The sequence below is a fragment of the Oceanobacillus oncorhynchi genome (assembly GCF_000821065.1).
GTDB classification, from domain to species: domain Bacteria; phylum Bacillota; class Bacilli; order Bacillales; family Amphibacillaceae; genus Oceanobacillus; species Oceanobacillus oncorhynchi.
Window position 1 is genome coordinate 1,377,488 of the sequence record NZ_CDGG01000001.1, and the last position, 20,014, is coordinate 1,397,501.

20 protein-coding genes and 1 riboswitch are annotated in these 20,014 nt (G+C 40.2%); of the genes, 10 read left to right on the forward strand and 10 right to left on the reverse strand.

Features of this window, described 5'->3' with window-relative positions; all coding sequences use genetic code 11:
- The first annotated feature begins 27 nt into the window (after nt 1-27).
- Entirely contained in the window at nt 28-339 is a 312-nt protein-coding gene (locus BN997_RS06330; RefSeq protein ID WP_042530659.1) for a YuiB family protein, read from the forward strand.
- A 73-nt stretch (nt 340-412) separates the two neighbouring features.
- Here BN997_RS06330 and BN997_RS06335 read toward each other — a convergent pair whose 3' ends face one another.
- Nucleotides 413-892 carry a divergent PAP2 family protein gene (locus BN997_RS06335; RefSeq protein ID WP_042530661.1) on the reverse strand — a complete coding sequence of 160 codons (480 nt, stop codon included), beginning with the start codon at nt 890-892 and terminating at the stop codon, nt 413-415.
- A 292-nt stretch (nt 893-1,184) separates the two neighbouring features.
- A complete protein-coding gene (gene deoD / locus BN997_RS06340; protein WP_042530663.1) occupies nt 1,185-1,892 on the reverse strand; it encodes a purine-nucleoside phosphorylase in 708 nt (235 codons plus the stop codon).
- 320 nt (nt 1,893-2,212) lie between these two features.
- Between deoD and BN997_RS06345 the strand changes: the two genes are divergently transcribed.
- From BN997_RS06345 to BN997_RS06360, 4 genes are all read left to right on the forward strand, one after another.
- On the forward strand, nt 2,213-2,476 hold the full coding sequence (locus BN997_RS06345; protein ID WP_042530665.1) for a phosphocarrier protein HPr: 264 nt from the start codon (nt 2,213-2,215) through the stop codon (nt 2,474-2,476).
- 132 nt (nt 2,477-2,608) lie between these two features.
- A complete protein-coding gene (locus BN997_RS06350) occupies nt 2,609-2,821 on the forward strand; it encodes a hypothetical protein (RefSeq protein WP_042530667.1) in 213 nt (70 codons plus the stop codon).
- A 183-nt stretch (nt 2,822-3,004) separates the two neighbouring features.
- Nucleotides 3,005-4,210 (forward strand): ISL3 family transposase, encoded by a 1,206-nt coding sequence (locus BN997_RS06355; protein WP_042529866.1) that lies wholly within the window; start codon nt 3,005-3,007, stop codon nt 4,208-4,210.
- A gap of 125 nt (nt 4,211-4,335) precedes the next feature.
- Nucleotides 4,336-5,523 carry a MalY/PatB family protein gene (locus tag BN997_RS06360; RefSeq protein ID WP_042530669.1) on the forward strand — a complete coding sequence of 396 codons (1,188 nt, stop codon included), beginning with the start codon at nt 4,336-4,338 and terminating at the stop codon, nt 5,521-5,523.
- A 101-nt stretch (nt 5,524-5,624) separates the two neighbouring features.
- On the opposite strand, the gene BN997_RS06365 is transcribed toward BN997_RS06360, so the two are convergent.
- The 6 genes from BN997_RS06365 to BN997_RS06390 form a co-directional block, all read right to left on the reverse strand.
- A complete protein-coding gene (locus tag BN997_RS06365) occupies nt 5,625-6,194 on the reverse strand; it encodes a superoxide dismutase family protein (protein WP_244882341.1) in 570 nt (189 codons plus the stop codon).
- A 109-nt stretch (nt 6,195-6,303) separates the two neighbouring features.
- Nucleotides 6,304-7,509, reverse strand: coding sequence for an ISL3 family transposase (locus BN997_RS06370; protein ID WP_042529866.1), 1,206 nt, complete (start codon nt 7,507-7,509; stop codon nt 6,304-6,306).
- Nucleotides 7,510-7,885: 376 nt separating this feature from the next.
- The gene (locus tag BN997_RS06375) at nt 7,886-9,232 is read right to left on the reverse strand and encodes a glucose-6-phosphate isomerase (protein WP_042530671.1); all 1,347 of its coding nucleotides are present in this window, start codon (nt 9,230-9,232) and stop codon (nt 7,886-7,888) included.
- Nucleotides 9,233-9,493: 261 nt separating this feature from the next.
- On the reverse strand, nt 9,494-9,862 hold the full coding sequence (gene yugI / locus BN997_RS06380) for a S1 domain-containing post-transcriptional regulator GSP13 (protein WP_042530673.1): 369 nt from the start codon (nt 9,860-9,862) through the stop codon (nt 9,494-9,496).
- Between the two features lie 216 nt (nt 9,863-10,078).
- Nucleotides 10,079-11,083: a potassium channel family protein gene (locus tag BN997_RS06385; RefSeq protein ID WP_042530675.1), complete on the reverse strand. Its 1,005-nt coding sequence runs from the start codon at nt 11,081-11,083 to the stop codon at nt 10,079-10,081.
- 300 nt (nt 11,084-11,383) lie between these two features.
- The gene (locus tag BN997_RS06390) at nt 11,384-11,938 is read right to left on the reverse strand and encodes a thioredoxin family protein (RefSeq protein ID WP_042530677.1); all 555 of its coding nucleotides are present in this window, start codon (nt 11,936-11,938) and stop codon (nt 11,384-11,386) included.
- 167 nt (nt 11,939-12,105) lie between these two features.
- Between BN997_RS06390 and BN997_RS06395 the strand changes: the two genes are divergently transcribed.
- Together BN997_RS06395 and BN997_RS06400 are read left to right on the forward strand one after the other, a co-directional pair.
- Nucleotides 12,106-13,176 carry a M20/M25/M40 family metallo-hydrolase gene (locus BN997_RS06395; RefSeq protein WP_042530679.1) on the forward strand — a complete coding sequence of 357 codons (1,071 nt, stop codon included), beginning with the start codon at nt 12,106-12,108 and terminating at the stop codon, nt 13,174-13,176.
- Nucleotides 13,177-13,258: 82 nt separating this feature from the next.
- A riboswitch (FMN riboswitch) is annotated at nt 13,259-13,382 on the forward strand.
- A 217-nt stretch (nt 13,383-13,599) separates the two neighbouring features.
- The gene (locus BN997_RS06400; protein ID WP_042530680.1) at nt 13,600-14,181 is read left to right on the forward strand and encodes an ECF transporter S component; all 582 of its coding nucleotides are present in this window, start codon (nt 13,600-13,602) and stop codon (nt 14,179-14,181) included.
- Between the two features lie 124 nt (nt 14,182-14,305).
- Here BN997_RS06400 and BN997_RS06405 read toward each other — a convergent pair whose 3' ends face one another.
- On the reverse strand, nt 14,306-14,659 hold the full coding sequence (locus tag BN997_RS06405) for a TraR/DksA C4-type zinc finger protein (RefSeq protein WP_042530682.1): 354 nt from the start codon (nt 14,657-14,659) through the stop codon (nt 14,306-14,308).
- Nucleotides 14,660-14,818: 159 nt separating this feature from the next.
- Nucleotides 14,819-15,754, reverse strand: a complete 936-nt coding sequence (locus BN997_RS06410; protein ID WP_042530684.1) for a 1,4-dihydroxy-2-naphthoate polyprenyltransferase — start codon at nt 15,752-15,754, stop codon at nt 14,819-14,821.
- Nucleotides 15,755-16,045: 291 nt separating this feature from the next.
- Here BN997_RS06410 and BN997_RS06415 point away from each other — a divergent pair, with 291 nt between their 5' ends.
- Genes BN997_RS06415 through menH form a run of 3 tightly spaced genes read left to right on the forward strand, consistent with a single transcriptional unit; the run spans nt 16,046 to nt 19,987 of the window.
- Nucleotides 16,046-17,446, forward strand: coding sequence for an isochorismate synthase (locus BN997_RS06415; protein WP_042530686.1), 1,401 nt, complete (start codon nt 16,046-16,048; stop codon nt 17,444-17,446).
- Nucleotides 17,447-17,450: 4 nt separating this feature from the next.
- Complete coding sequence (menD, locus tag BN997_RS06420) at nt 17,451-19,196, forward strand: 2-succinyl-5-enolpyruvyl-6-hydroxy-3-cyclohexene-1-carboxylic-acid synthase (RefSeq protein WP_042530689.1); 1,746 nt, start codon at nt 17,451-17,453, stop codon at nt 19,194-19,196.
- Entirely contained in the window at nt 19,193-19,987 is a 795-nt protein-coding gene (menH, locus tag BN997_RS06425; RefSeq protein ID WP_042530690.1) for a 2-succinyl-6-hydroxy-2,4-cyclohexadiene-1-carboxylate synthase, read from the forward strand. Before menD ends, menH begins: the two co-directional genes overlap by 4 nt.
- Nucleotides 19,988-20,014 lie beyond the last annotated feature (27 nt).

A 20,014-nucleotide genomic window follows, 5' to 3' on the forward strand; every position in this document is an offset into this window, starting at 1 on the left:
ATCCTTAGAAAGGACGGAGGGAAGAGAATGGTTCAACTTGTTGTTTCTGTTGTATTATATTTTGTTATCTTTTTTGGAATTGCATTTATATTAAATATGTTATTAAGAAAAACATGGCTGATGGCGTGCTTATATCCGATTCTAATGATTTTTATTATAGATAATGTTTCTTTTTTCAGCTATTTCACAAGTCCGGGAGAATCTTTTTCGGCGCTTGGAGAACGAATTGTTGCTTTAACAATTGCTGATATTGTGATTTTATTATCTGGTTTTATTGGAACGATTGTATCTGGTTTGGTTATCCGGTTTTTAAGGAAAAGCGGCTATCAAATGTTTTAACAGAGAAACGGGATTACATAAAAGAAAAGACCAATGCTCCGAGCAGGAGCATTGGTCTTTTGGTTCTTATGGATTAATAAGAAAAAAACGGTGCAAGGGAAAAGGCAATAATAATTCCTGTGATGGCGCCAAAAAATACTTCAATCGGCTGGTGCCCGAGTAATTCTTTCAGTTCTTGTATTTTTTCGTTTTCCTTCTTTTTGCTCCAGTCTTTGGCGCTGGAGGTAATCAATTGAAAATCACGGACGAGCTGATTAATCACAATTGCCTGTTCACCAGCCTGCCTGCGGACCCCGGAAGCATCAAACATGGTAATGACACTGAATATACAAGCAAGCGCAAATACACTTGATGATACACCTTCTGCAATGCCGACAGCAGTAGCTAACGATGTCACTGCTGCAGAATGGCTGCTGGGCATTCCCCCTGTACTGAAAGCAAGTCCAGGCTGAAATTCTTTGGTGAAAATCAGTTTAATTGGTATCTTTATAACTTGAGCGAACACAATCGCAATGAGTGCAGCCCATAATGGGAAATTCGTTAATAAAGTCATGGATGAGGGAACTTCCTTCCTAAGTAACGCATCAATTTTTGGCAGTTAAGAAAGTATATACTTTCTTACTGCATAAGTGTAGCTAAGGTTGTCACCTACAGGCTTGGTGACAACCAAGTTTTCTAATTATTTTACCATAGTTTGTACCGGAATAAAAGAAAGGCTCAGGTACTATCAGGAATATGCGGTTTTGCAGATTAGAAAAGTGTATTCCTGGAAGTGCTTGAGCCTTCTCTGTAATAATTTATCACGGAGAATCGTCCGTGAAACTCCCGCTGAATGAAGTTTCGTTTTATTGAATAATCGTATCTAATGCTATTTCCATCATTTCATGGAATGTGGTTTGACGCTCTTCTGCTGTTGTTTCTTCGCCGGTGATGATATGATCAGAAACAGTAAGAATGGATAATGCCTGACGTCCGTATTTCGCAGCCAGGGTATATAATGCAGTAGATTCCATTTCAATGGCAAGCACTTGATATTTGGCAAGTAATTCATTTACTTCTTTGGCATTATCACGATAGAAGGTATCGCTTGTAAATACATTTCCGACACGGAGCTGTAATCCTTTTTCTGTTCCGGCATCATAAGCATTTTTTAATAATTCAAAGTCAGAAATTGGCGCATAATCAATGCCGTTAAAAATAAGCTGATTTATTTGCGAGTCTGTTGTGGCTCCCTGTGCCAGGATTACATCACGGACCTTGACATCTTTTTGAATTGCACCGCATGTGCCGACGCGAATCAGTTTTTTGACATCATAACTTTGAATCAGCTCATTCACATAGATGGAGATAGAAGGGACACCCATGCCGGTTCCCTGTACAGAAACACGCTCTCCTTTGTAAGTGCCGGTATACCCGTACATGCCTCTGACTTCATTATATAATACAGCATCCTCTAAATAATTTTCTGCGATGTATTTTGCCCGCAACGGATCACCCGGCAATAAGATTTTATCTGCTATTTCTCCCTGCTTTGCTCCGATATGTACACTCATTTTCATATCCCTCCATTATTAGTTTCCGTCTTTAAATTAAAGGTATCATAAAGATTTTTGAAAAACAAATGAATCCATTTTCAAAATAAAAAGCAGAAAAATTCAAAGATTGGAACACAAAGCTGTGTATGTATAGTTGTTTCTAAACTAAGTGTGAATTCAAAATGAAAGCGTATCCGATTCTTTATTTCATAAAAAAAGCAGTTATGTATTTCATATTTCGTGATTTTTGTATATAATAGAACATAGGTTTATGTGAATTAATTAATTTGGTACATAAACGATACAGGTTTTCAAAAAAAGAAAGGATGTTGTATATAATGAAATCGCAAACTTTTACAATCACTGCAGAAACTGGAGTACACGCACGTCCGGCTACTTTGTTAGTAAATAAAGCTGGTCAATTTGATTCAGAAATTGAAGTGAGCTACAAAGGTAAAAATGTTAACCTTAAATCCATCATGGGTGTAATGTCTTTAGGAATTCCAAAAGGTGCTGAAATTGAAGTAAGCGCAGACGGAAAAGACGAAGCGGATGCTTTAAACGGTATCGCTGACGTAATTAAAGAACATTTAGGTGAATAATTTTACATGATGCATAAAAGCGTCCTGATTTCAGGGCGCTTTTATGTATATACATATGGTTTTCAAAAATGCTCATATTTACATGCATCGAATATTTGATATAATTGTCTTCAGAAAGGTGTGAATAGCTTTATGATGCCATTTCTTTATTTCCCGGAAGATAAAATGGAGTATATTCCTGCAGTGATATCACTAATTATTTTTATCGCATTGGCCGTCACAGTGATGCGGTGGATGATGAAAAAGTCGAAAAAAGATCAGGAACGTTTTGAGCAGGAGTACCAGGATGTTTTACAGCAAACGCAAAAAAATAATAATGTGACAAATACCTCCTCTAATCAATAAGATTTGAGGAGTTTTTTGATTAAAAATTACTTCTTTGCCTAAACTATAAAAAAAGGCTCTATACTGAATGTGGTGGTGTCCTCCGTTCCATCGCCAGATGGAACGGAGGCAAAAAAATACACTCCTTTTCCTCTCTCTGATAACCTTGAGTTGTCGAGACAAAAGGAATGGGAGAGGAAAAGAGTGCAACATCATTTTATCACAGAGTTATTAGGAATTAAAGATACACATGTAGATGTGTGGGATATCAGAGAAGAAGAAAGTTATTTGATTGCGGAATTATTCACGAAACAGCGTATGCAGAAATGTCCTTGTTGCGGGAAAAGAACGAAACGGATACACAGTTACCGCTGGCAAAGCATCCAAGGACCAGTGTTAACGACAAAAGAAGTTCATATATCTCTGCGAAAGAGACGTTATATTTGTATGTCGTGTCACCACACATTTTATGAGCGTCTCCAAATGATCCATCGGTATCAACGGTGTACGGCGAGTGTGCAAACGGCAGCGATGATGCATGCCGCTGTAAGTTCCTTTCGTACAGCGGCGCTGGTAACGGGAGTAACAGTGAATCGTGTGTTACGGTGGTTTGATCAGAAGGAACTGCCCACCAGCAAAGTGTTACCGCGAGTCATTGCGATCGATGAGTTTAAAGGCGACGCAGATGGAGAGAGGTTTCAATTGAATGTGGTCGATGTGGAGAACCGAAGAATTATCGATATCTTGCCAGATCGAAAAGTGGAGACCATTGAAGCGTACTTAAATTCCTGCGATACAGGTAAAGTGGAAATGGTAGTAATGGATTTATCTCAAGCGTTTAAACAAGCGATTCGAAAAGCGCTGGGAAACCCATTGATTATCGCTGACCGTTTTCACTTTATGCGTCAGGCCTACTGGGCTTTGGATGAGGTCCGCCGTGAAGTTCAAAAGCAATTGCCCAAGAAAGATCGAATTCGAATGAAACGCTCCAAAAAACTTCTGTGGAAATCATGGACAACCTGTTCGGATGATCAGAAGAAGAAAGTCCAGGAATTATTAAAGATAGATCTCCGTTTAAAGGAAGCCTATGATTTAAAGCATGAACTGGATACGTGGTTTAAGGAAAGTGATGCGCACAATGCCACAGCGGGATTAGAAGCATGTCTGGAAAAGTTGAATGCATCCAGATTAGAAGGATTTCATCGTGTCGCACGTACATTTAAAAGATGGCAACAAGAAATTCTGCATTCTTTTATGTATCCTTTTAATAATGGCTACATAGAAGGCGTTAATAATACGATTAAAGTATTAAAAAGATTATCTTATGGAATTAAACAGTTTGATCGAATGAGAAAGAAAATTCTATGGCAACAAGAGGTAAAGCTTGTGTTAAAGCAAGCTTATAAATAAAGAGGTGGAGGAATGATATTCCACCACCACATTTGACATAGAACCGTTTCTGGTCAGCTTTCTATCTTTCTGAGGAATCTTTGTTATAATAGAAAAATGAAATCATGTAAGGAGGCAAACGAAGAATGAGTATTTTTGAAGAGGTACATGACCGTAAGCAAACCAAATCAATGAAATGGGATATGCTTCAAAAAAGATTCCAGTCGGAAGATGTTATCCCAATGTGGGTAGCAGATATGGACTTTAAAGCCCCGGAAGCTGTGAATCAGGCGCTTATTAAACGTGCAGAGCACGGAATTTACGGATATACAGTAATCGATGAAGATGTCACATCTTCTATTACAGATTGGGTTAAAAACCGGCACGGATGGGATATCCAAGCGGACTCGCTTAACTACAGTCCTGGCGTGATCAATACGCTACATATGGCATTGCAGGCATTCACTGAACCCGGCGATAAGATTATGATTCAAACACCTGTGTACACACCCTTTTATAATATTATAAAGGTGTTGGACCGTGAGGTTGTAAAGAATCCATTAATTCAACAAGATGACTATTACACCATAGATTTTGAGGATATGGAAAAGAAACTAGCAAGCGGTGTGAAGGCATTTATTTTATGTTCACCTCATAATCCGGTAGGGCGTGTCTGGACAGAGGAAGAGCTTCGAAAAATGGCAGAGCTGTGTTTACAATATGATGCGATGATTTTCTCTGATGAAATTCATGCTGATTTAGTTTTCAAAGGACATAAACATCTGCCAATTGCCAGTTTATCAGAAGAAATTGCTGATAAAACCATTACTTGCATGGCTCCCTCTAAAACTTTTAATTTAGCAGGCTTGCAAGCTTCCTATGCCGTGACGCCAAACAAGCAAAACAAACAAAAATTAGAAAAAGCATTTCTCCGTCAAGGTTTAAATAACTCTTTAAACGGAATGGCTATTACAGCTATGGAAGCAGCCTACCGTCATGGCGGGCCTTGGCTGGAAGAACTGCTCGAAGTTGTTGAAAGCCATACAGCATATATTAAAGAAATGTTTGCCGCTCATGCACCTGAACTAAAAGTAATCAAGTCGGAAGGAACCTACCTTGTCTGGGTAGATTGCTCCCAGCTGAATATGGATAAAAAAGAATTAAACCGATTCATGATTGATAAAGGACGAGTCGGCTTAAATCCTGGTCAGGACTATGGAGATGAAGGGGACGCTTTTATGCGTATTAATGTCGCATGCCCCCGGGCAACCATTGAAGAAGGCGTACAACGAATTATTCATGCAGTCGAGGCATGGAGAGCATCTACTAATTAATTAGAAAAGAGTAAAAACTGCATTCATCCTTGGGAGAATGCAGTTTCTATTATCATGAAATCAGACATTATTATATTTCACAGCCAAATGCAATTACATCTTTAGCCGTTTTCTTCGTTTTTCTGTTTATCATTATTTTCCGTCGGATCAGTCGGTGCGTCCTGCTCTTCCCCGCTTTGAGAATCTCCGCTGATTACTCCGCAAACGATACGGTCTCCTGAATTACCTGCCGGCTGGCTCATCCCATCATCTACCCCATCATGAATAATTAAAGAAGTTCCGTTATCTGCCGTCAGGCTATTTTTTCCTTTTTTTAATGTTGCCTCATTAATAATCAGCTCTTCTTGAACAGCCCCGTCCGCATCCGCTTCAATATTCGGGAGATCACCGACGTGCGGTCCATCTGTTTGCATCAGACCATGGTCTTTCCCATCCGGGTTAAAATGATTTCCGCTGGAAGAAAAATCAGGCCCCTCACATTTTCCGTATTCATGAACATGTATTGCATGAAAACCAGGACTTAAACCTTCTACTTCCACATTTACAGAAACACCGCCATCGGTTTCATTTAATCTGGCTGTTCCTACACGATCTCCATCCGCATTATACATCTCCAGCGTTTCTGAGTTTTCATGCGGCAGCAAGCATCCTGATAAAAAAAATAACATCATTAGAGAGAGCATCCATAACTTTTTATTCCGTCGTCGCATCGATAAGCTCCTTTACCTTTTTTTAGGTTCTATGTCAAATGTGGTGGTGGAATATCATTCCTCCACCTCTTTATTTATAAGCTTGCTTTAACACAAGCTTTACCTCTTGTTGCCATAGAATTTTCTTTCTCATTCGATCAAACTGTTTAATTCCATAAGATAATCTTTTTAATACTTTAATCGTATTATTAACGCCTTCTATGTAGCCATTATTAAAAGGATACATAAAAGAATGCAGAATTTCTTGTTGCCATCTTTTAAATGTACGTGCGACACGATGAAATCCTTCTAATCTGGATGCATTCAACTTTTCCAGACATGCTTCTAATCCCGCTGTGGCATTGTGCGCATCACTTTCCTTAAACCACGTATCCAGTTCATGCTTTAAATCATAGGCTTCCTTTAAACGGAGATCTATCTTTAATAATTCCTGGACTTTCTTCTTCTGATCATCCGAACAGGTTGTCCATGATTTCCACAGAAGTTTTTTGGAGCGTTTCATTCGAATTCGATCTTTCTTGGGCAATTGCTTTTGAACTTCACGGCGGACCTCATCCAAAGCCCAGTAGGCCTGACGCATAAAGTGAAAACGGTCAGCGATAATCAATGGGTTTCCCAGCGCTTTTCGAATCGCTTGTTTAAACGCTTGAGATAAATCCATTACTACCATTTCCACTTTACCTGTATCGCAGGAATTTAAGTACGCTTCAATGGTCTCCACTTTTCGATCTGGCAAGATATCGATAATTCTTCGGTTCTCCACATCGACCACATTCAATTGAAACCTCTCTCCATCTGCGTCGCCTTTAAACTCATCGATCGCAATGACTCGCGGTAACACTTTGCTGGTGGGCAGTTCCTTCTGATCAAACCACCGTAACACACGATTCACTGTTACTCCCGTTACCAGCGCCGCTGTACGAAAGGAACTTACAGCGGCATGCATCATCGCTGCCGTTTGCACACTCGCCGTACACCGTTGATACCGATGGATCATTTGGAGACGCTCATAAAATGTGTGGTGACACGACATACAAATATAACGTCTCTTTCGCAGAGATATATGAACTTCTTTTGTCGTTAACACTGGTCCTTGGATGCTTTGCCAGCGGTAACTGTGTATCCGTTTCGTTCTTTTCCCGCAACAAGGACATTTCTGCATACGCTGTTTCGTGAATAATTCCGCAATCAAATAACTTTCTTCTTCTCTGATATCCCACACATCTACATGTGTATCTTTAATTCCTAATAACTCTGTGATAAAATGATGTTGCACTCTTTTCCTCTCCCATTCCTTTTGTCTCGACAACTCAAGGTTATCAGAGAGAGGAAAAGGAGTGTATTTTTTTGCCTCCGTTCCATCTGGCGATGGAACGGAGGACACCACCACATTCAGTATAGAGCCCCAGAAACTTGCAGTTATTCATTTTAGGACAAAAAAAAGCAAAGCGTGAATACGCTCTGCCTACAGGGGGAATACGAGAAAGCCTTACAATTATAGTAATACCCGCTGTTAATAAAAATAAACCAAAAACTTTTAAAAAAGTTTATTAAATTTATTTTTATTAAAGATTGCTTATTTAACGGTGCTCACAAATGCAGAAAACCTTTCTTTTATGGATTCTCTCCATAAAAGAAAGGTTTTCTATTTTTTACAATCTCTTCTCAAGTTCTTCTTTTTCTGCTTCAAAACCAGCTTTACCAAGCAGGGCAAACATATTTTTCTTATATGCTTCTACACCAGGCTGATCGAATGGATTAACACCAAGCAGATACCCGCTGACAGCACATGCTTTTTCAAAGAAGTATACTAAATAGCCGAAAGTATATGCATCCAGTTTTGGAACCTCGATAATCAGGTTTGGAACATCACCATCTGTATGTGCTAATAAGGTTCCTTGGAATGCTTTATCGTTAATTTCATGAATACTTTTGCCAGCCAGATAATTTAAGCCATCCAAATCATTTTCTTCTTCTTCTACCTTCAAATTCTTCTTAGGCTCATTCACATGAAGGATGGTTTCGAAAATATTTCTTCTTCCTTCTTGGATATATTGTCCAAGGGAGTGTAAGTCTGTAGAGAAGTTGGCAGATGACGGGTAGATACCTTTTTGATCTTTCCCTTCACTTTCACCAAACAGCTGTTTCCACCATTCAGAAAAATATTGAAGCGCCGGCTCATAATTAATGAGCAACTCAGTTACTTTTCCTTTTTGATACAGAATGTTACGCACGGTTGCATATTGATATGCCGGGTTGCGATAGACGTCAGGAACAGCCAGGTCTTCCATGGCAGTTTGTGCCCCTTTCATCATAGCATCTATATCAATGTTGCTTGCTGCAATCGGTAATAGACCTACTGCAGTTAATACAGAATAACGTCCGCCGACATCATCAGGAATAACGAATGTTTCATAACCGTTTTCATCAGCTGTAGTTTTTAATGCGCCGCGTTTGCGGTCGGTTGTTGCATAGATACGTTTTTTAGCCTCTTCTTGACCATATTTTTCTTCCAGCAGCTTTTTAAAGATACGGAAAGCAATGGCAGGCTCTGTAGTTGTTCCACTTTTAGAAATAACATTAATAGAGAAATCTTTATCTTTCAGTATATCTGTCAGTTCACTCATATAAGTAGAGCTTAGGTGGTGGCCAACAAAAATAACTTGAGGTGCTTTTCGCTCTTCTGAGGAAAGCAGATTTTGGAAGGAGTGGTTGAGCATTTCTAACGCTGCTTTCGCTCCAAGATAAGAACCGCCGATACCGATAACAAGCAGGATATCAGAGTCATTTTTAATTTTTTCTGCACTTTTCTTGATGCGTGCATATTCTTCCTGATCATAGTTTTTAGGTAGATCCACCCAGCCTAAAAAGTCATTACCTGCACCAATTTTTTCATGAATCATCTGGTGCGCACGCAATACAAATGGAGACAAGTTTTTAATCTCTTCTTTGCCAAAAAATGAAAGTGCTTTATCATATTTAAACGTAACATGTGTCATTTAGATTTCCCCCTTAAAAATTGATTCCATATCTTATTCTACTTTAATCTATTAATGTGATGAAATCAAGGCTAAGGGTCTGAAAGGGGGGTGCACAAAAGGAAAATAACGTTCTGGAAAAAAGGTTGAAAATAACGGGATGTTCTTAAAAAAGAGGATAATAATAGGCTGTTTAGAAGAGAAACAAAGTCCGAAGAACAGAGGTAACAGAATATGAAAATCACCCAAGAGCGATAACGCTCTTGGGTGACGATTTTTGTCTTACTTATTCTGTGTCTGGTCAATCCAGTCCTGCAATTTGTCCTTCAGAATATTAAAACCGCTTGAGTCATTATTAGAATCATAATTGTTTGCGGTATTCTCTTGTTTCACCGTCTCTTTTGGTGCTTCCTCGGTAGCGCGGATAGATAAAGAAATTTTTCCTTTTTCTTCATCAATTTGAATGACTTTCACATTAACTGTATCACCGACATTCAAGTGTTCATTAATATCTTTTACATATCCGTGCATGATTTCAGAAATATGAACTAACCCCTGGGTGTCTCCATCAATTGCAACAAATGCACCATAAGGCTGGATACCAGTTACTTTTCCTTCTATTACTTGACCAATTTCTACGTTTGCAGTCACATTAAACATCTCCTATATCTTTTTATACCTTTTATAAGCTATCCAAAGCGGATGGAAAAAGAAAAACCAGATTTTGGTGAGGTTTTTATCAATTTTTGCTGAGAATCAGCTGATTAAAACCGTTATCTTTTTCTGCATCTTTTGAACACGTACTTTTTCAACAATAAAACAGTATATCACAATCTATAGGAAATGGCTAATCTAACAATTATGCTTTCAATGCTGCCGTTTGCTGAGACAGATAAGGGTATCTTTTTCTTCAAGTATATATGTTGTCTCCGGATGAAGGATATAGTCTTTTTCACGAATAATGCCAATTACTAGAATCTCTTTTTCCAAGAAAGAAGTGACTGCTTCTGTATAGGTTCTTCCTGTTAAAGAAGAAGGTACAGCTCGATGAACAAATTTTTGCTGGGTGAGAAGGTGATAAATATCTTCAAACGGTGTCGATTGCACCTCGGGATCCAATTCATGAAAAAACAGGCTGCTCATAAAATCATTTGATCGGATAATCGTTGTTGCTCCTGCACGGGCAGCATTATCAATCTGCTTCTTGGAGAGAATCTCGGAAACGATAGGGATATCAGGGTTATTTCCGCGAACAGCAATCGTAGTCAGTATAGTATGTGTATCCGATTCATAATCTGATTTTTGATTATCTGCAGCAATAAAAACACAGGATGCTGCTTTGATATTGGCCATATGCAGGATGGCATCTTCTGTTGCATTGCCTTTAATGTAATGGACTGGCAATTTGGTGTAAGAGAGGTTATTCAATGTCCGGTCAATGATAACGATTTTCTTATTGTAGTAATATTCGATGATTAAATGGACAAGCTGACGGGTCCGTTCATTAAAACCGATAAAGACATAATGGTCTGTTCCATGAAAAGCGAGCTTTCCTTCCTGTGATTTTTTTTCACGTTTAATAACGGTCGTAGATAAGGATGCAATATAGAATGCAATTAACCCCCCGCCGCTTAAAATTAAAAATGCAGCAAGTAATCTCCCGATTAATGTTGCCGGCACATAATCTCCATAGCCGACAGTCGCCCCGGTGACAAGCGCCCACCAAATACCATCTGTTAATGAAGGGAAGGTTTCCGGTTCAATTAAATAAATAAGGTATCCAAAGAACGGCATCGCGATCAGTACAAGCAGCAGGAGTTTCAGGATATTGGGTATACGGTAATAAAGCAGTCTGAAAAAACGTACGTTCATCGGGAGCCCTCCAATCTATATTGGTTAGTATGTGCAGAGAGCAGGGGTCATTATTCGTTTTCTTTTGCAGCTGCCTTGCATGCCCAGGGGGAGTGTTTTTGTCTGGAGCATTTATGAAAAAGAGGAGAGCAGATGTCCGCTCCGGGAAGTCGCTTTCCGAAGCAACGCTTCAGTCTCTTCGGAAGAAAACCGCTTCCTGATCAGGTCTACCTGTTGCTTTTCCCGCAGGAGTAGACAATATCCGCTCCCATCTTTAAAAAAACATCCATTACACAAGTGAATGGATGCTTTTAGAAAATATTATATTGCTTTCAACGTTTCTTTCATACTTTCATAAACAATGGACCAATTATCTTGGTCGTCCCGATAAGATTTGGAGATAAAACGATGCATTTGTTTTTGTTTTTCCTCAAAGTCATCGGCATCCTTAGAAGGAAGCTGCGCACGTGCTTCATCTATATAAGCTTGAATTTTAGACGCCCTCGGTCCCCATTTGCCAGCCTCATTTCCTTCTGAATCAATAAAAATGATAATCGGAATTGATCTTGCTGTTCCGTTTGTCAAGTATTGATCCATTAATTCAAGATTATCTTCCCGAAGCAAAGCTTTAACAGGCATATTGACAGCCTCTGAAATTTTAAGAAGAATCGGCATATTTAACATCGCGTCGCCACACCAATCTTCTGTAAGAATAATGGCTCTTAAGTTCTTATTTTTAACTTCTTCAAAAAAGGCTTCATCAGCTGGTAATGAAAAATTATCATAGATGTATAATAAATCCTCTTTATTTACTTCCATTGCTTCAATGTATTCATCTGGATCAAGTCCTTTGTCATACCATTCGTTTAATGACATCTATATCCCTCATTTCAATTATTTGATATAGTAAGTGTACCTTCTTCTGTAAATTTGGTAAACAGTTGTTACTTATTATGGAGAGGTTCTGTAAATCTTCCTCCTTCAAATGAAGCGTGAATGGTAAATCACTTTAGATGGAAGAATAGGTGATAGGAGGCTATAAAATGGCAGATAAACAATATGATTTTTTAATGGATTTACTTCATACCCCGTCTCCATCAAGTATGGAAATGGAAATTCAAAAGAAATGGATCCACTATGTTAAGGAGTTTGCAGATGAAATCAGAACAGATCATGTCGGCAATGCAATTGCAGTATTGAATCCGGCTGCTCCATTTAAAGTACTTTTAGCAGGTCATTGTGATGAAATTGGCTTAATGATTCAACGCATCGATGAGCGAGGCTTTTTATTTTTTGAAAAAATGGGTGGCGTCAATCCAAAAGCAGCTGTAGGGATGCGGGTAACGGTGCTGGGCTATCAGGAAACCTTTACAGGTGTTGTTGGGGTAAATGCGCAGCATCTCGGCGGAATAAAGGGTGATTTTGATGTACAGGACTTATACATTGATTGCGGCTTCCAATCAAAGGGAGAAGCGCTCAGGAAGGTGCAGGTTGGCGATCTCTGTGTGTTCAAAACGGAGCCGGAAATATTACAGGACCGTTATATTTCAGCGAGAGGATTGGATAATCGTACCGGAGCTTTTATGGTTGCGGAGGTAATTCGCAGACTCTCTGAAAAAGGTTTGTCCATTGGTGTTTATGGCGCAAGTACGGTCAATGAAGAAACAAATATGGGAGGGGCGTATTTTGCCGCTGCTGGTATAGAGCCGGATTTTGCCATCGCTATGGATGTAACCTTTGCAACGGACCACCCTAATGTGAATACGAAAAAGCAAGTGGAAGTTGAGTTAGAAGGCGGTCCGGTTTTAGCTAAAGGCGCTCCAATTCACCGTAAAATCAATCAGTGGCTGAAAAAAGCAGCGAAGGAAAAAGACATACCTTTACAATATGAGTTAACGCCTAAGGCGACAAGTACAGATGCAGATAAAATGCGCTATACAGGCAAAGGTGTGCCAGTAGCGCTGGTGTCCTTGCCGCTCAGGTATATGCATTCACCTGTAGAAACAGTAAGTAAAAAAGATATGGAAATGGAAATTGAATTATTAGTAACGATGCTTGAAAATATGACAGGAAAAGAAAATTTAAACCCATTATATGATGAGAAAAATGGATAATGTGAAGATATATTGAATTAAAAATTTTTCTCTTGTCAAATGCGTTTTATATGGTATACTATACCTAAATTAAATATTCGATTCCAATCTTCGGGGCAGGGTGTAATTCCCGACCGGCGGAAATAGTCCGCGAACTGTATAACGTTACAGTTGATCTGGTGAAATTCCAGAACCGACAGTGATAGTCTGGATGGGAGAAGATGTCGAGCTTATTTTATTCACTATACGTGTATGTTTTTGCGTATTTATTTAGCGATGACACAGAACCCTAAAGCCTCAAAAGCTTTAGGGTTTTTTTAGCGGGATAGGCATGATAATGTTTAGTAAAGAGATACCGCTTTTCTGGGTTATACACAGAATAAAGAATAGCATCGAACCTTCATCACGAGTTGGAATCGGAAAAATGATGGAGGAGGCAGACTGATGCAAAAAAAGAAGAAAAATCAGCTGTTAAAGTTAATTATTATCGCATTATTAAGTACTATTTCACTCGTGTTATTTTTTATCAATTTTCCGTTGCCATTTTTACCAACACCATATTTAAAGGTCGATTTCAGTGATGTTCCAGCGTTAATCGCATCGTTGATATTCTCACCGTTGGCCGGAGTGCTTGTCGTAGGATTTAAAAACTTGTTATATCTGGCTGTATCTGGTTCTGGAGAGCCGATTGGCGTGTTATCTAATTTTGTGGCAGGGGTTATGATTGTATTGCCAGTATCACTCATTTATCATCGGGTCAAAGGCTTAAAAGGTCTTATTACAGGACTTGCAGCGGGTACCGTTATCATGGCGGTTGGCATGAGCGTACTCAACTATTACTTCATTTTACCGGCGTACGGCTGGTTTATGGGCTGGGAAATGTCTGAGCAAGTGAAGTGGGTTACCGTTATCGGCGGGGTGCTTCCGTTCAATTTTATTAAAGGAATTATTATCGCGATTTTGTTTATCCCGTTATTTAATAGAATGCAAAGCTGGATTCAGCAGCAGCGGACCAGATTTATATAAAGTGAAATTCCTTCAGCCGGGAGCTGTAAAGAAACTTTCCGCTGAAGGTTATATGCAAAAAAAAGCAGAGACTTGGATAAAATAAGTCTCTGCTTTTTTTTATTCTGTTTTTAGTCCCAGATAATTATTCTGTGTCGGAAGCTTCTTCCACAAGAATGCTTGCAGTAGGCAATACCTCAAGTCTTTCTTTAGGGATGGGTTTTCCGGATTTTTCACTGATTCCGTATGTGCCATCTTCTATTCTTTGTAACGCATCGTCAATTTCTGTAATCTCTTCTTTTCGCATTAGATTGAACCCGGCCTCCCGCTGCTGTTCAAACTGCTCTGTTCCTAAATCTGCCGGATGATTATTGACGGAAGCAAGTTCATCATCTTGATTATTATCTGTTTCTATATGGGCTTCCGCTTCCTCTTTCATGTCTAAAAGCCTTTTTTTAAAATAAGTGATATCTTCTTTAGTTAAATGTTCCGCTTGCATGATTACCATCCTTTCTAAATGATTTATCCACAAATGCTTATAAACGATGTTCAAAAAGCCCAATCAACATGACATATCAAATTTCTATCGGACTTTTTGAACAAGCACTTTTCTCACAGAGAACTGTCCGTAAAAACCCCTACTGCGTGAAGTTTCGTTTTAGAACAATCCGGAAATTAACAAAGAGAGACCTAACAGCATCCCGTAAATTGTATTTGTTTTCGCTGTTTTTGCCATTGCCGGCATCATTTCAATTGCTTTTGTCTTCCCCTTAAATTGGATGATGACACTGGCTGCCGGTGGAATACTCAGTAAAGTAAGGAAAGACCATAAGGGCAGAGCGCCTGTCAGTATAAGAATAATAGTGATTGAAAATGAAACAATAAACAGCAAAGCAAGCAGCTTGATTGATTTTGGTCTACCAAGAAGAACGGCAATGGTTTTTCTTCCGCCTCTCTCATCTCCATCACGATCCCGGATATTGTTGGCAAAGTTAATACAGCCGATAAATATAGTAATTGGAAGGGAGATCCAGATCATTTCCGTCGTCACGGAAGCCGTTTGAATATAATAGGTGATCCCAATAATAACGGATCCCATCAGCACACCAGAGAATAATTCTCCAAAAGGTGTGTAGGAAATCGGAATAGGACCTCCAGTATATAAATAACCGATTGCCATGCAAAATAAACCAATAATTGCAATCCACCAGCTCGATGCGATACATATGTATACACCAATTCCAACGGATATAGCATAAAAAAGTAAAGCAATGTTACGAATCCGCTTTGGGTGCATCCCGTCCCGGACAATTGAACCGCTGATTCCGACCGATTGATCGTTATCTAATCCGCGTACAAAATCGTAGTATTCATTAAACATATTGGTAGCTGCCTGAATCAGTAAAGAGGCAACCATCATCGCAAAAAACAGCAGCCAATCAATGGTACCTTCATTAAAAGCAATCATTGTCCCGACAAAAACAGGGACAAAGGATGCTGTCAGTGTATGCGGCCGGATTAACCGCCACCATTTATGAAATCCTTCCCGTTCATTCAGTAATTCTTTTATATCAGCCGAATCTTTCGTCGTCATTACCTGCTTCCTCCTAAAAAACAATATCGTATTTATTTTAGATAAGGGACAGAGACGTGTCAAACCTATTTTGCGGGAGGAACAGACAGTTATGGATGGAAAATGAGAAAAGTATAGCAGATTTAAACGAATTAGTAGGCTTTTCTTGAGAAAGTAACGAAAAGGGCATAAAATAGGAGAGGATAAAAAATACCTGTCCAACTTATGAAAGGATGTTCAAGAAGTATAATAAAAAAGAGGTTATCTCTTTTGTGATTCTTGAACACGTACCTATTACGGAGGTTTATCAACATGATCGAAGTAAAAGAAAAACAGTTTACTGCTGAATTGGAAGCTGCTATACAGTCCGTTCATACAGATCAAAAAAACAAACTGTTTAGTTATACGGAAAAAATAAATCCAGTTAATTTATATAGATTTTTAGAAAAAGCGGCTGATTTAAAGCTTCCTCGTACATTTTGGTCCAGTGCAAATGAAGATTTTCAAATGGCGGGGGCGGGGCATGCTTTTGAATTATCTGCTAAAGATTCTCCATCTCGCTATGAACAAGTGGAGCAGGAATGGCATGCTTTATTAAGTGATGCTGTTATTTATAACCCCTATCATGTTTCAGGTACTGGGGTTGTCGCACTTGGAGGTTTTTCTTTTGACCCGTTAAAGCCCCAGACAAAGCTGTGGGAAAACTTTCCCTGCAGTCATTTTTCTATTCCAAATTATATTCTAACTCATGCAGAAGGGAATTATTACCTTACCCTAAATCGCTTCATCTGCACAGACGAAACGTATGCTGGTGTATTGGAGCAATTACAAGACCATCGTCAGACCCTGCTGAATAATGCAGAGAATAAGAGGGATGGATATGTATTGCACATTCAACGTAAAACAGAGATTGATCCGGAACAATGGAAGGAAACAATTAAAAAGGCTACAGATGTGATGAAAAATACGGCAGTTGATAAAATTGTGCTGGCAAGAGAGGTACGGCTGCATTTTAATCAATCAGCAAACATTCCCGACATTCTCAAGCGTCTTGTAGATACGCAGCCAAATACCTATGTGTTTGGCTATGAAATGGGAGAGGATTGTTTCCTTGGAGCAACGCCGGAGCGTCTCGTTAAAGTGAAAGATGACGAAGTACTTTCTACCTGTTTAGCCGGTACAGCACCACGCGGAGAGACAATGGAAGAGGACGAGCAAATCGCTGATAATCTGTTTAGAGACCCAAAAAACCGCGAGGAGCATGATTATGTCGTGCAGATGATCCGCAATACGATGGAGGCTTACTGTACAGATGTTAATGTTCCGTTTGAACCGGCTGTGCATCAATATAAAACACTTCAACATTTATATACGCCGGTGCGTGCAAAACTGAAAAAAAACCATCGTATTTTTTCCATTATCAGCGGTCTGCATCCGACGCCTGCTCTTGGCGGAACGCCGAGACAGGAAGCGTTAGCGTTTATCCGGGAAAATGAATTATTGGACCGGGGCTGGTACGGAGCACCTATTGGCTGGATGGACAGTAATAATCATGGAGAATTTGCTGTCGCCTTACGTTCCGCACTTATCCAAAAGGACGAAGCTTCCCTGTTTGCAGGGTGCGGAATTGTCGAGGATTCGATTCCGGAAAGTGAATATGAAGAGACTAATATTAAATTGATGCCGATGTTATCTGTTTTAGGAGTGGATTAGAGAAATGAATTATACAGAAAGCTTAACACGTTATACTGCAAACTTTATTGACGAGCTGGCGAGGAATGGGATGACGGATGTTGTTATTTCTCCCGGCTCCAGGTCCACTCCGCTGGCGCTGGTGTTTAGAGAGCATCCATCTATCAAAGAATGGATTGTTATCGATGAAAGGTCAGCAGCCTTTTTTGCATTGGGATTAGCGAAAAAATCAAATCGGCCGGTAGCACTGGTATGTACATCAGGAACGGCTGCTGCAAATTATTATCCGGCTGTGGTAGAGGCTTTTTACAGCAGAGTGCCCCTGCTCGTTTTGACAGCGGACCGTCCGCATGAATTACGTCAGGTCGGGGCTCCGCAAGCCATTGAGCAAATAAAAATGTATGGAGATTATGTCAAATGGTTTCATGAGATGGCGACCCCGGAAGGAACGCCGCCAATGCTGCGTTATGCGCGTCAAAAAGCAGCGCAGGCTTTTGCCTTTACAGAGCAGGGGAATAAAGGGCCTGTTCAAGTAAACTTTCCCTTTAGAGAACCGCTCACGCCAGATTTCACCCTTCCTGATATTTGGGGTGCTGAAAAAGAGAAATCTACTGCCCGCATAAATAGAATGGAAGGCATGAAGTATTTAGGCGAAGAACAAATACAGGAACTTACGGCTCTTTTTGGTTCTTCTCGAAAAGGGCTCCTCGTGTGCGGACCAGAGATGAATGTAAATTTCGCAGAGCGTGTATGCGAACTGGCTCAAGTTTGGAATCTGCCTGTTCTGGCTGATCCTTTATCACAGCTGCGGACAGGGGAACATGACAAAACTCATGTCATCGAAGGGTACGATGCGTTCTTACGAGATTCGGAAATCCGTGAGCGGCTGCAGCCGGATTATATTATCCGCTTCGGAGCGATGCCGGTATCGAAAGCATATTTGTTTTATGTCAAAGAGCATAGCCATATTCCGCAGTTTGTTGTAGAAGAGAATGAAGGCTTCCGTGACCCGACCGGCAATGATACAGCTTATATCTATGCTGACCCAAGACAACTATGCAGCCAGCTGATTGAAAAAGCGCCGGATAAGCTTTCAACTGCAGCATGGCTGGATGAATGGCTGCATTATAATCAAATTGCTAAGAATCATTTATTATCTGGAGAAGAAACGCAGGTAACAGAGGGAGAAGCCGCCCGCGGAATAGCAGCGGTTATTCCTGACCAGACAACATTATATGTCGGAAACAGTATGGCTGTCCGTGATGTGGATAGCTTTTTTATGGTGTCTTCGAAGGCTGTTTCCATCCTTTGCAATCGGGGAGCTAATGGGATTGATGGTGTGATTTCAAGTGCTGTTGGTGCAGCAGCAGCTGGCCAGCGGGTTACCCTGCTGATTGGAGACCTCTCCTTTTTCCATGATATGAATGGGCTGCTGGCGGCAAAACAATACCAGCTCCCAATCACTATTGTATTAGTAAATAATAACGGTGGAGGAATTTTTTCTTTTCTTCCACAGGCTAATGATAAGAAGCATTTTGAAGCACTTTTTGGCACGCCGGTTGACTTGCCTTTTGAAAAAGCCGGAGCGTTATATGGTGCAGCTTATCAGGTTGTTTCAACAGAGCGTGCTTTAAAGGAACAGCTGGAGCAAAGTTATCAGCAATCCGGCTTATCCATCATTGAAGTGAAAACAGATCGTGATGAAAATGCTGTTTGGCACCGGGAGAAATGGAATCGTGTTATGGCAGAGATAAAAGAGGGATGGCAATGAGTCCAGCGGGTTTACCATACGAAATCATCGGTGAAGGAGAACCTGTGCTGTTTTTACATGGATTTACCGGAACACGCGAGACCTGGCGCGAGACTTGCTCGTATTTATCCGGCTATCAATGTATTTTAGTGGATTTGCCGGGGCATGGAGAGGCAGACAGTACCATTTCTTCGATGAAAGATTGCTGTACCCTGCTTGCGGAGCTTTTAGATACATTAGGAATAAAAAAAGCGCATGTCGTCGGCTATTCTATGGGAGGAAGAACCGCACTCAGCTTTGCAATGTATTATCCGGAGTATATTGCTTCTCTTATATTAGAGAGTGCCTCTCCAGGATTAAAAGAGGAAGCTGCCCGTCGTGAAAGGAAAGAAAAGGATGAGCAGCTGGCACAGCGTATTTTAGAAAATGGCATCGAAGCATTTGTAGATACATGGCAGGAGCTTCCTTTATTCGCCACTCAAAAACAGCTGCCGGATCATGTGCAGCGGAATATCCGTAATGAACGTCTTTCTCAAAAGGAGGAAGGCTTGGCGATGTCTCTGCAGGCGATGGGAACAGGTACTCAGCCCTCCTGGTGGGGGCAATTATCAGAGCTTGCGAAACCGACTTTATTGATTGCCGGCGAAGAGGACGAGAAATTTGTCGCCATAAATCAAATGATGCAAAAAGCAATTCCACAGGCAGCATTCATGCTTTGTCCGAAAGCCGGTCATGCTGTTCATGTGGAAAAATCGCGAAACTTTGGTAAAATGGTAAATGTGTTCTTAAATGAAAATCATATTACGTCATAAGCCTTGCGCTTGAAAGGAGTCATTAAC

Bases quoted from the DNA above. Each gene is read 5' to 3' on its own strand.
- BN997_RS06330 (WP_042530659.1), top strand. From the start codon at position 28: ATGGTTCAACTTGTTGTTTCTGTTGTATTATATTTTGTTATCTTTTTT.
- BN997_RS06335 (WP_042530661.1), bottom strand. From the start codon at position 892: ATGACTTTATTAACGAATTTCCCATTATGGGCTGCACTCATTGCGATT.
- deoD (WP_042530663.1), bottom strand. From the start codon at position 1,892: ATGAGTGTACATATCGGAGCAAAGCAGGGAGAAATAGCAGATAAAATC.
- BN997_RS06345 (WP_042530665.1), top strand. From the start codon at position 2,213: ATGAAATCGCAAACTTTTACAATCACTGCAGAAACTGGAGTACACGCA.
- BN997_RS06350 (WP_042530667.1), top strand. From the start codon at position 2,609: ATGATGCCATTTCTTTATTTCCCGGAAGATAAAATGGAGTATATTCCT.
- BN997_RS06360 (WP_042530669.1), top strand. From the start codon at position 4,336: ATGAGTATTTTTGAAGAGGTACATGACCGTAAGCAAACCAAATCAATG.
- BN997_RS06365 (WP_244882341.1), bottom strand. From the start codon at position 6,194: ATGATGTTATTTTTTTTATCAGGATGCTTGCTGCCGCATGAAAACTCA.
- BN997_RS06375 (WP_042530671.1), bottom strand. From the start codon at position 9,232: ATGACACATGTTACGTTTAAATATGATAAAGCACTTTCATTTTTTGGC.
- BN997_RS06385 (WP_042530675.1), bottom strand. From the start codon at position 11,083: ATGAACGTACGTTTTTTCAGACTGCTTTATTACCGTATACCCAATATC.
- BN997_RS06390 (WP_042530677.1), bottom strand. From the start codon at position 11,938: ATGTCATTAAACGAATGGTATGACAAAGGACTTGATCCAGATGAATAC.
- BN997_RS06395 (WP_042530679.1), top strand. From the start codon at position 12,106: ATGGCAGATAAACAATATGATTTTTTAATGGATTTACTTCATACCCCG.
- BN997_RS06400 (WP_042530680.1), top strand. From the start codon at position 13,600: ATGCAAAAAAAGAAGAAAAATCAGCTGTTAAAGTTAATTATTATCGCA.
- BN997_RS06405 (WP_042530682.1), bottom strand. From the start codon at position 14,659: ATGCAAGCGGAACATTTAACTAAAGAAGATATCACTTATTTTAAAAAA.
- BN997_RS06410 (WP_042530684.1), bottom strand. From the start codon at position 15,754: ATGACGACGAAAGATTCGGCTGATATAAAAGAATTACTGAATGAACGG.
- BN997_RS06415 (WP_042530686.1), top strand. From the start codon at position 16,046: ATGATCGAAGTAAAAGAAAAACAGTTTACTGCTGAATTGGAAGCTGCT.
- menD (WP_042530689.1), top strand. From the start codon at position 17,451: ATGAATTATACAGAAAGCTTAACACGTTATACTGCAAACTTTATTGAC.
- menH (WP_042530690.1), top strand. From the start codon at position 19,193: ATGAGTCCAGCGGGTTTACCATACGAAATCATCGGTGAAGGAGAACCT.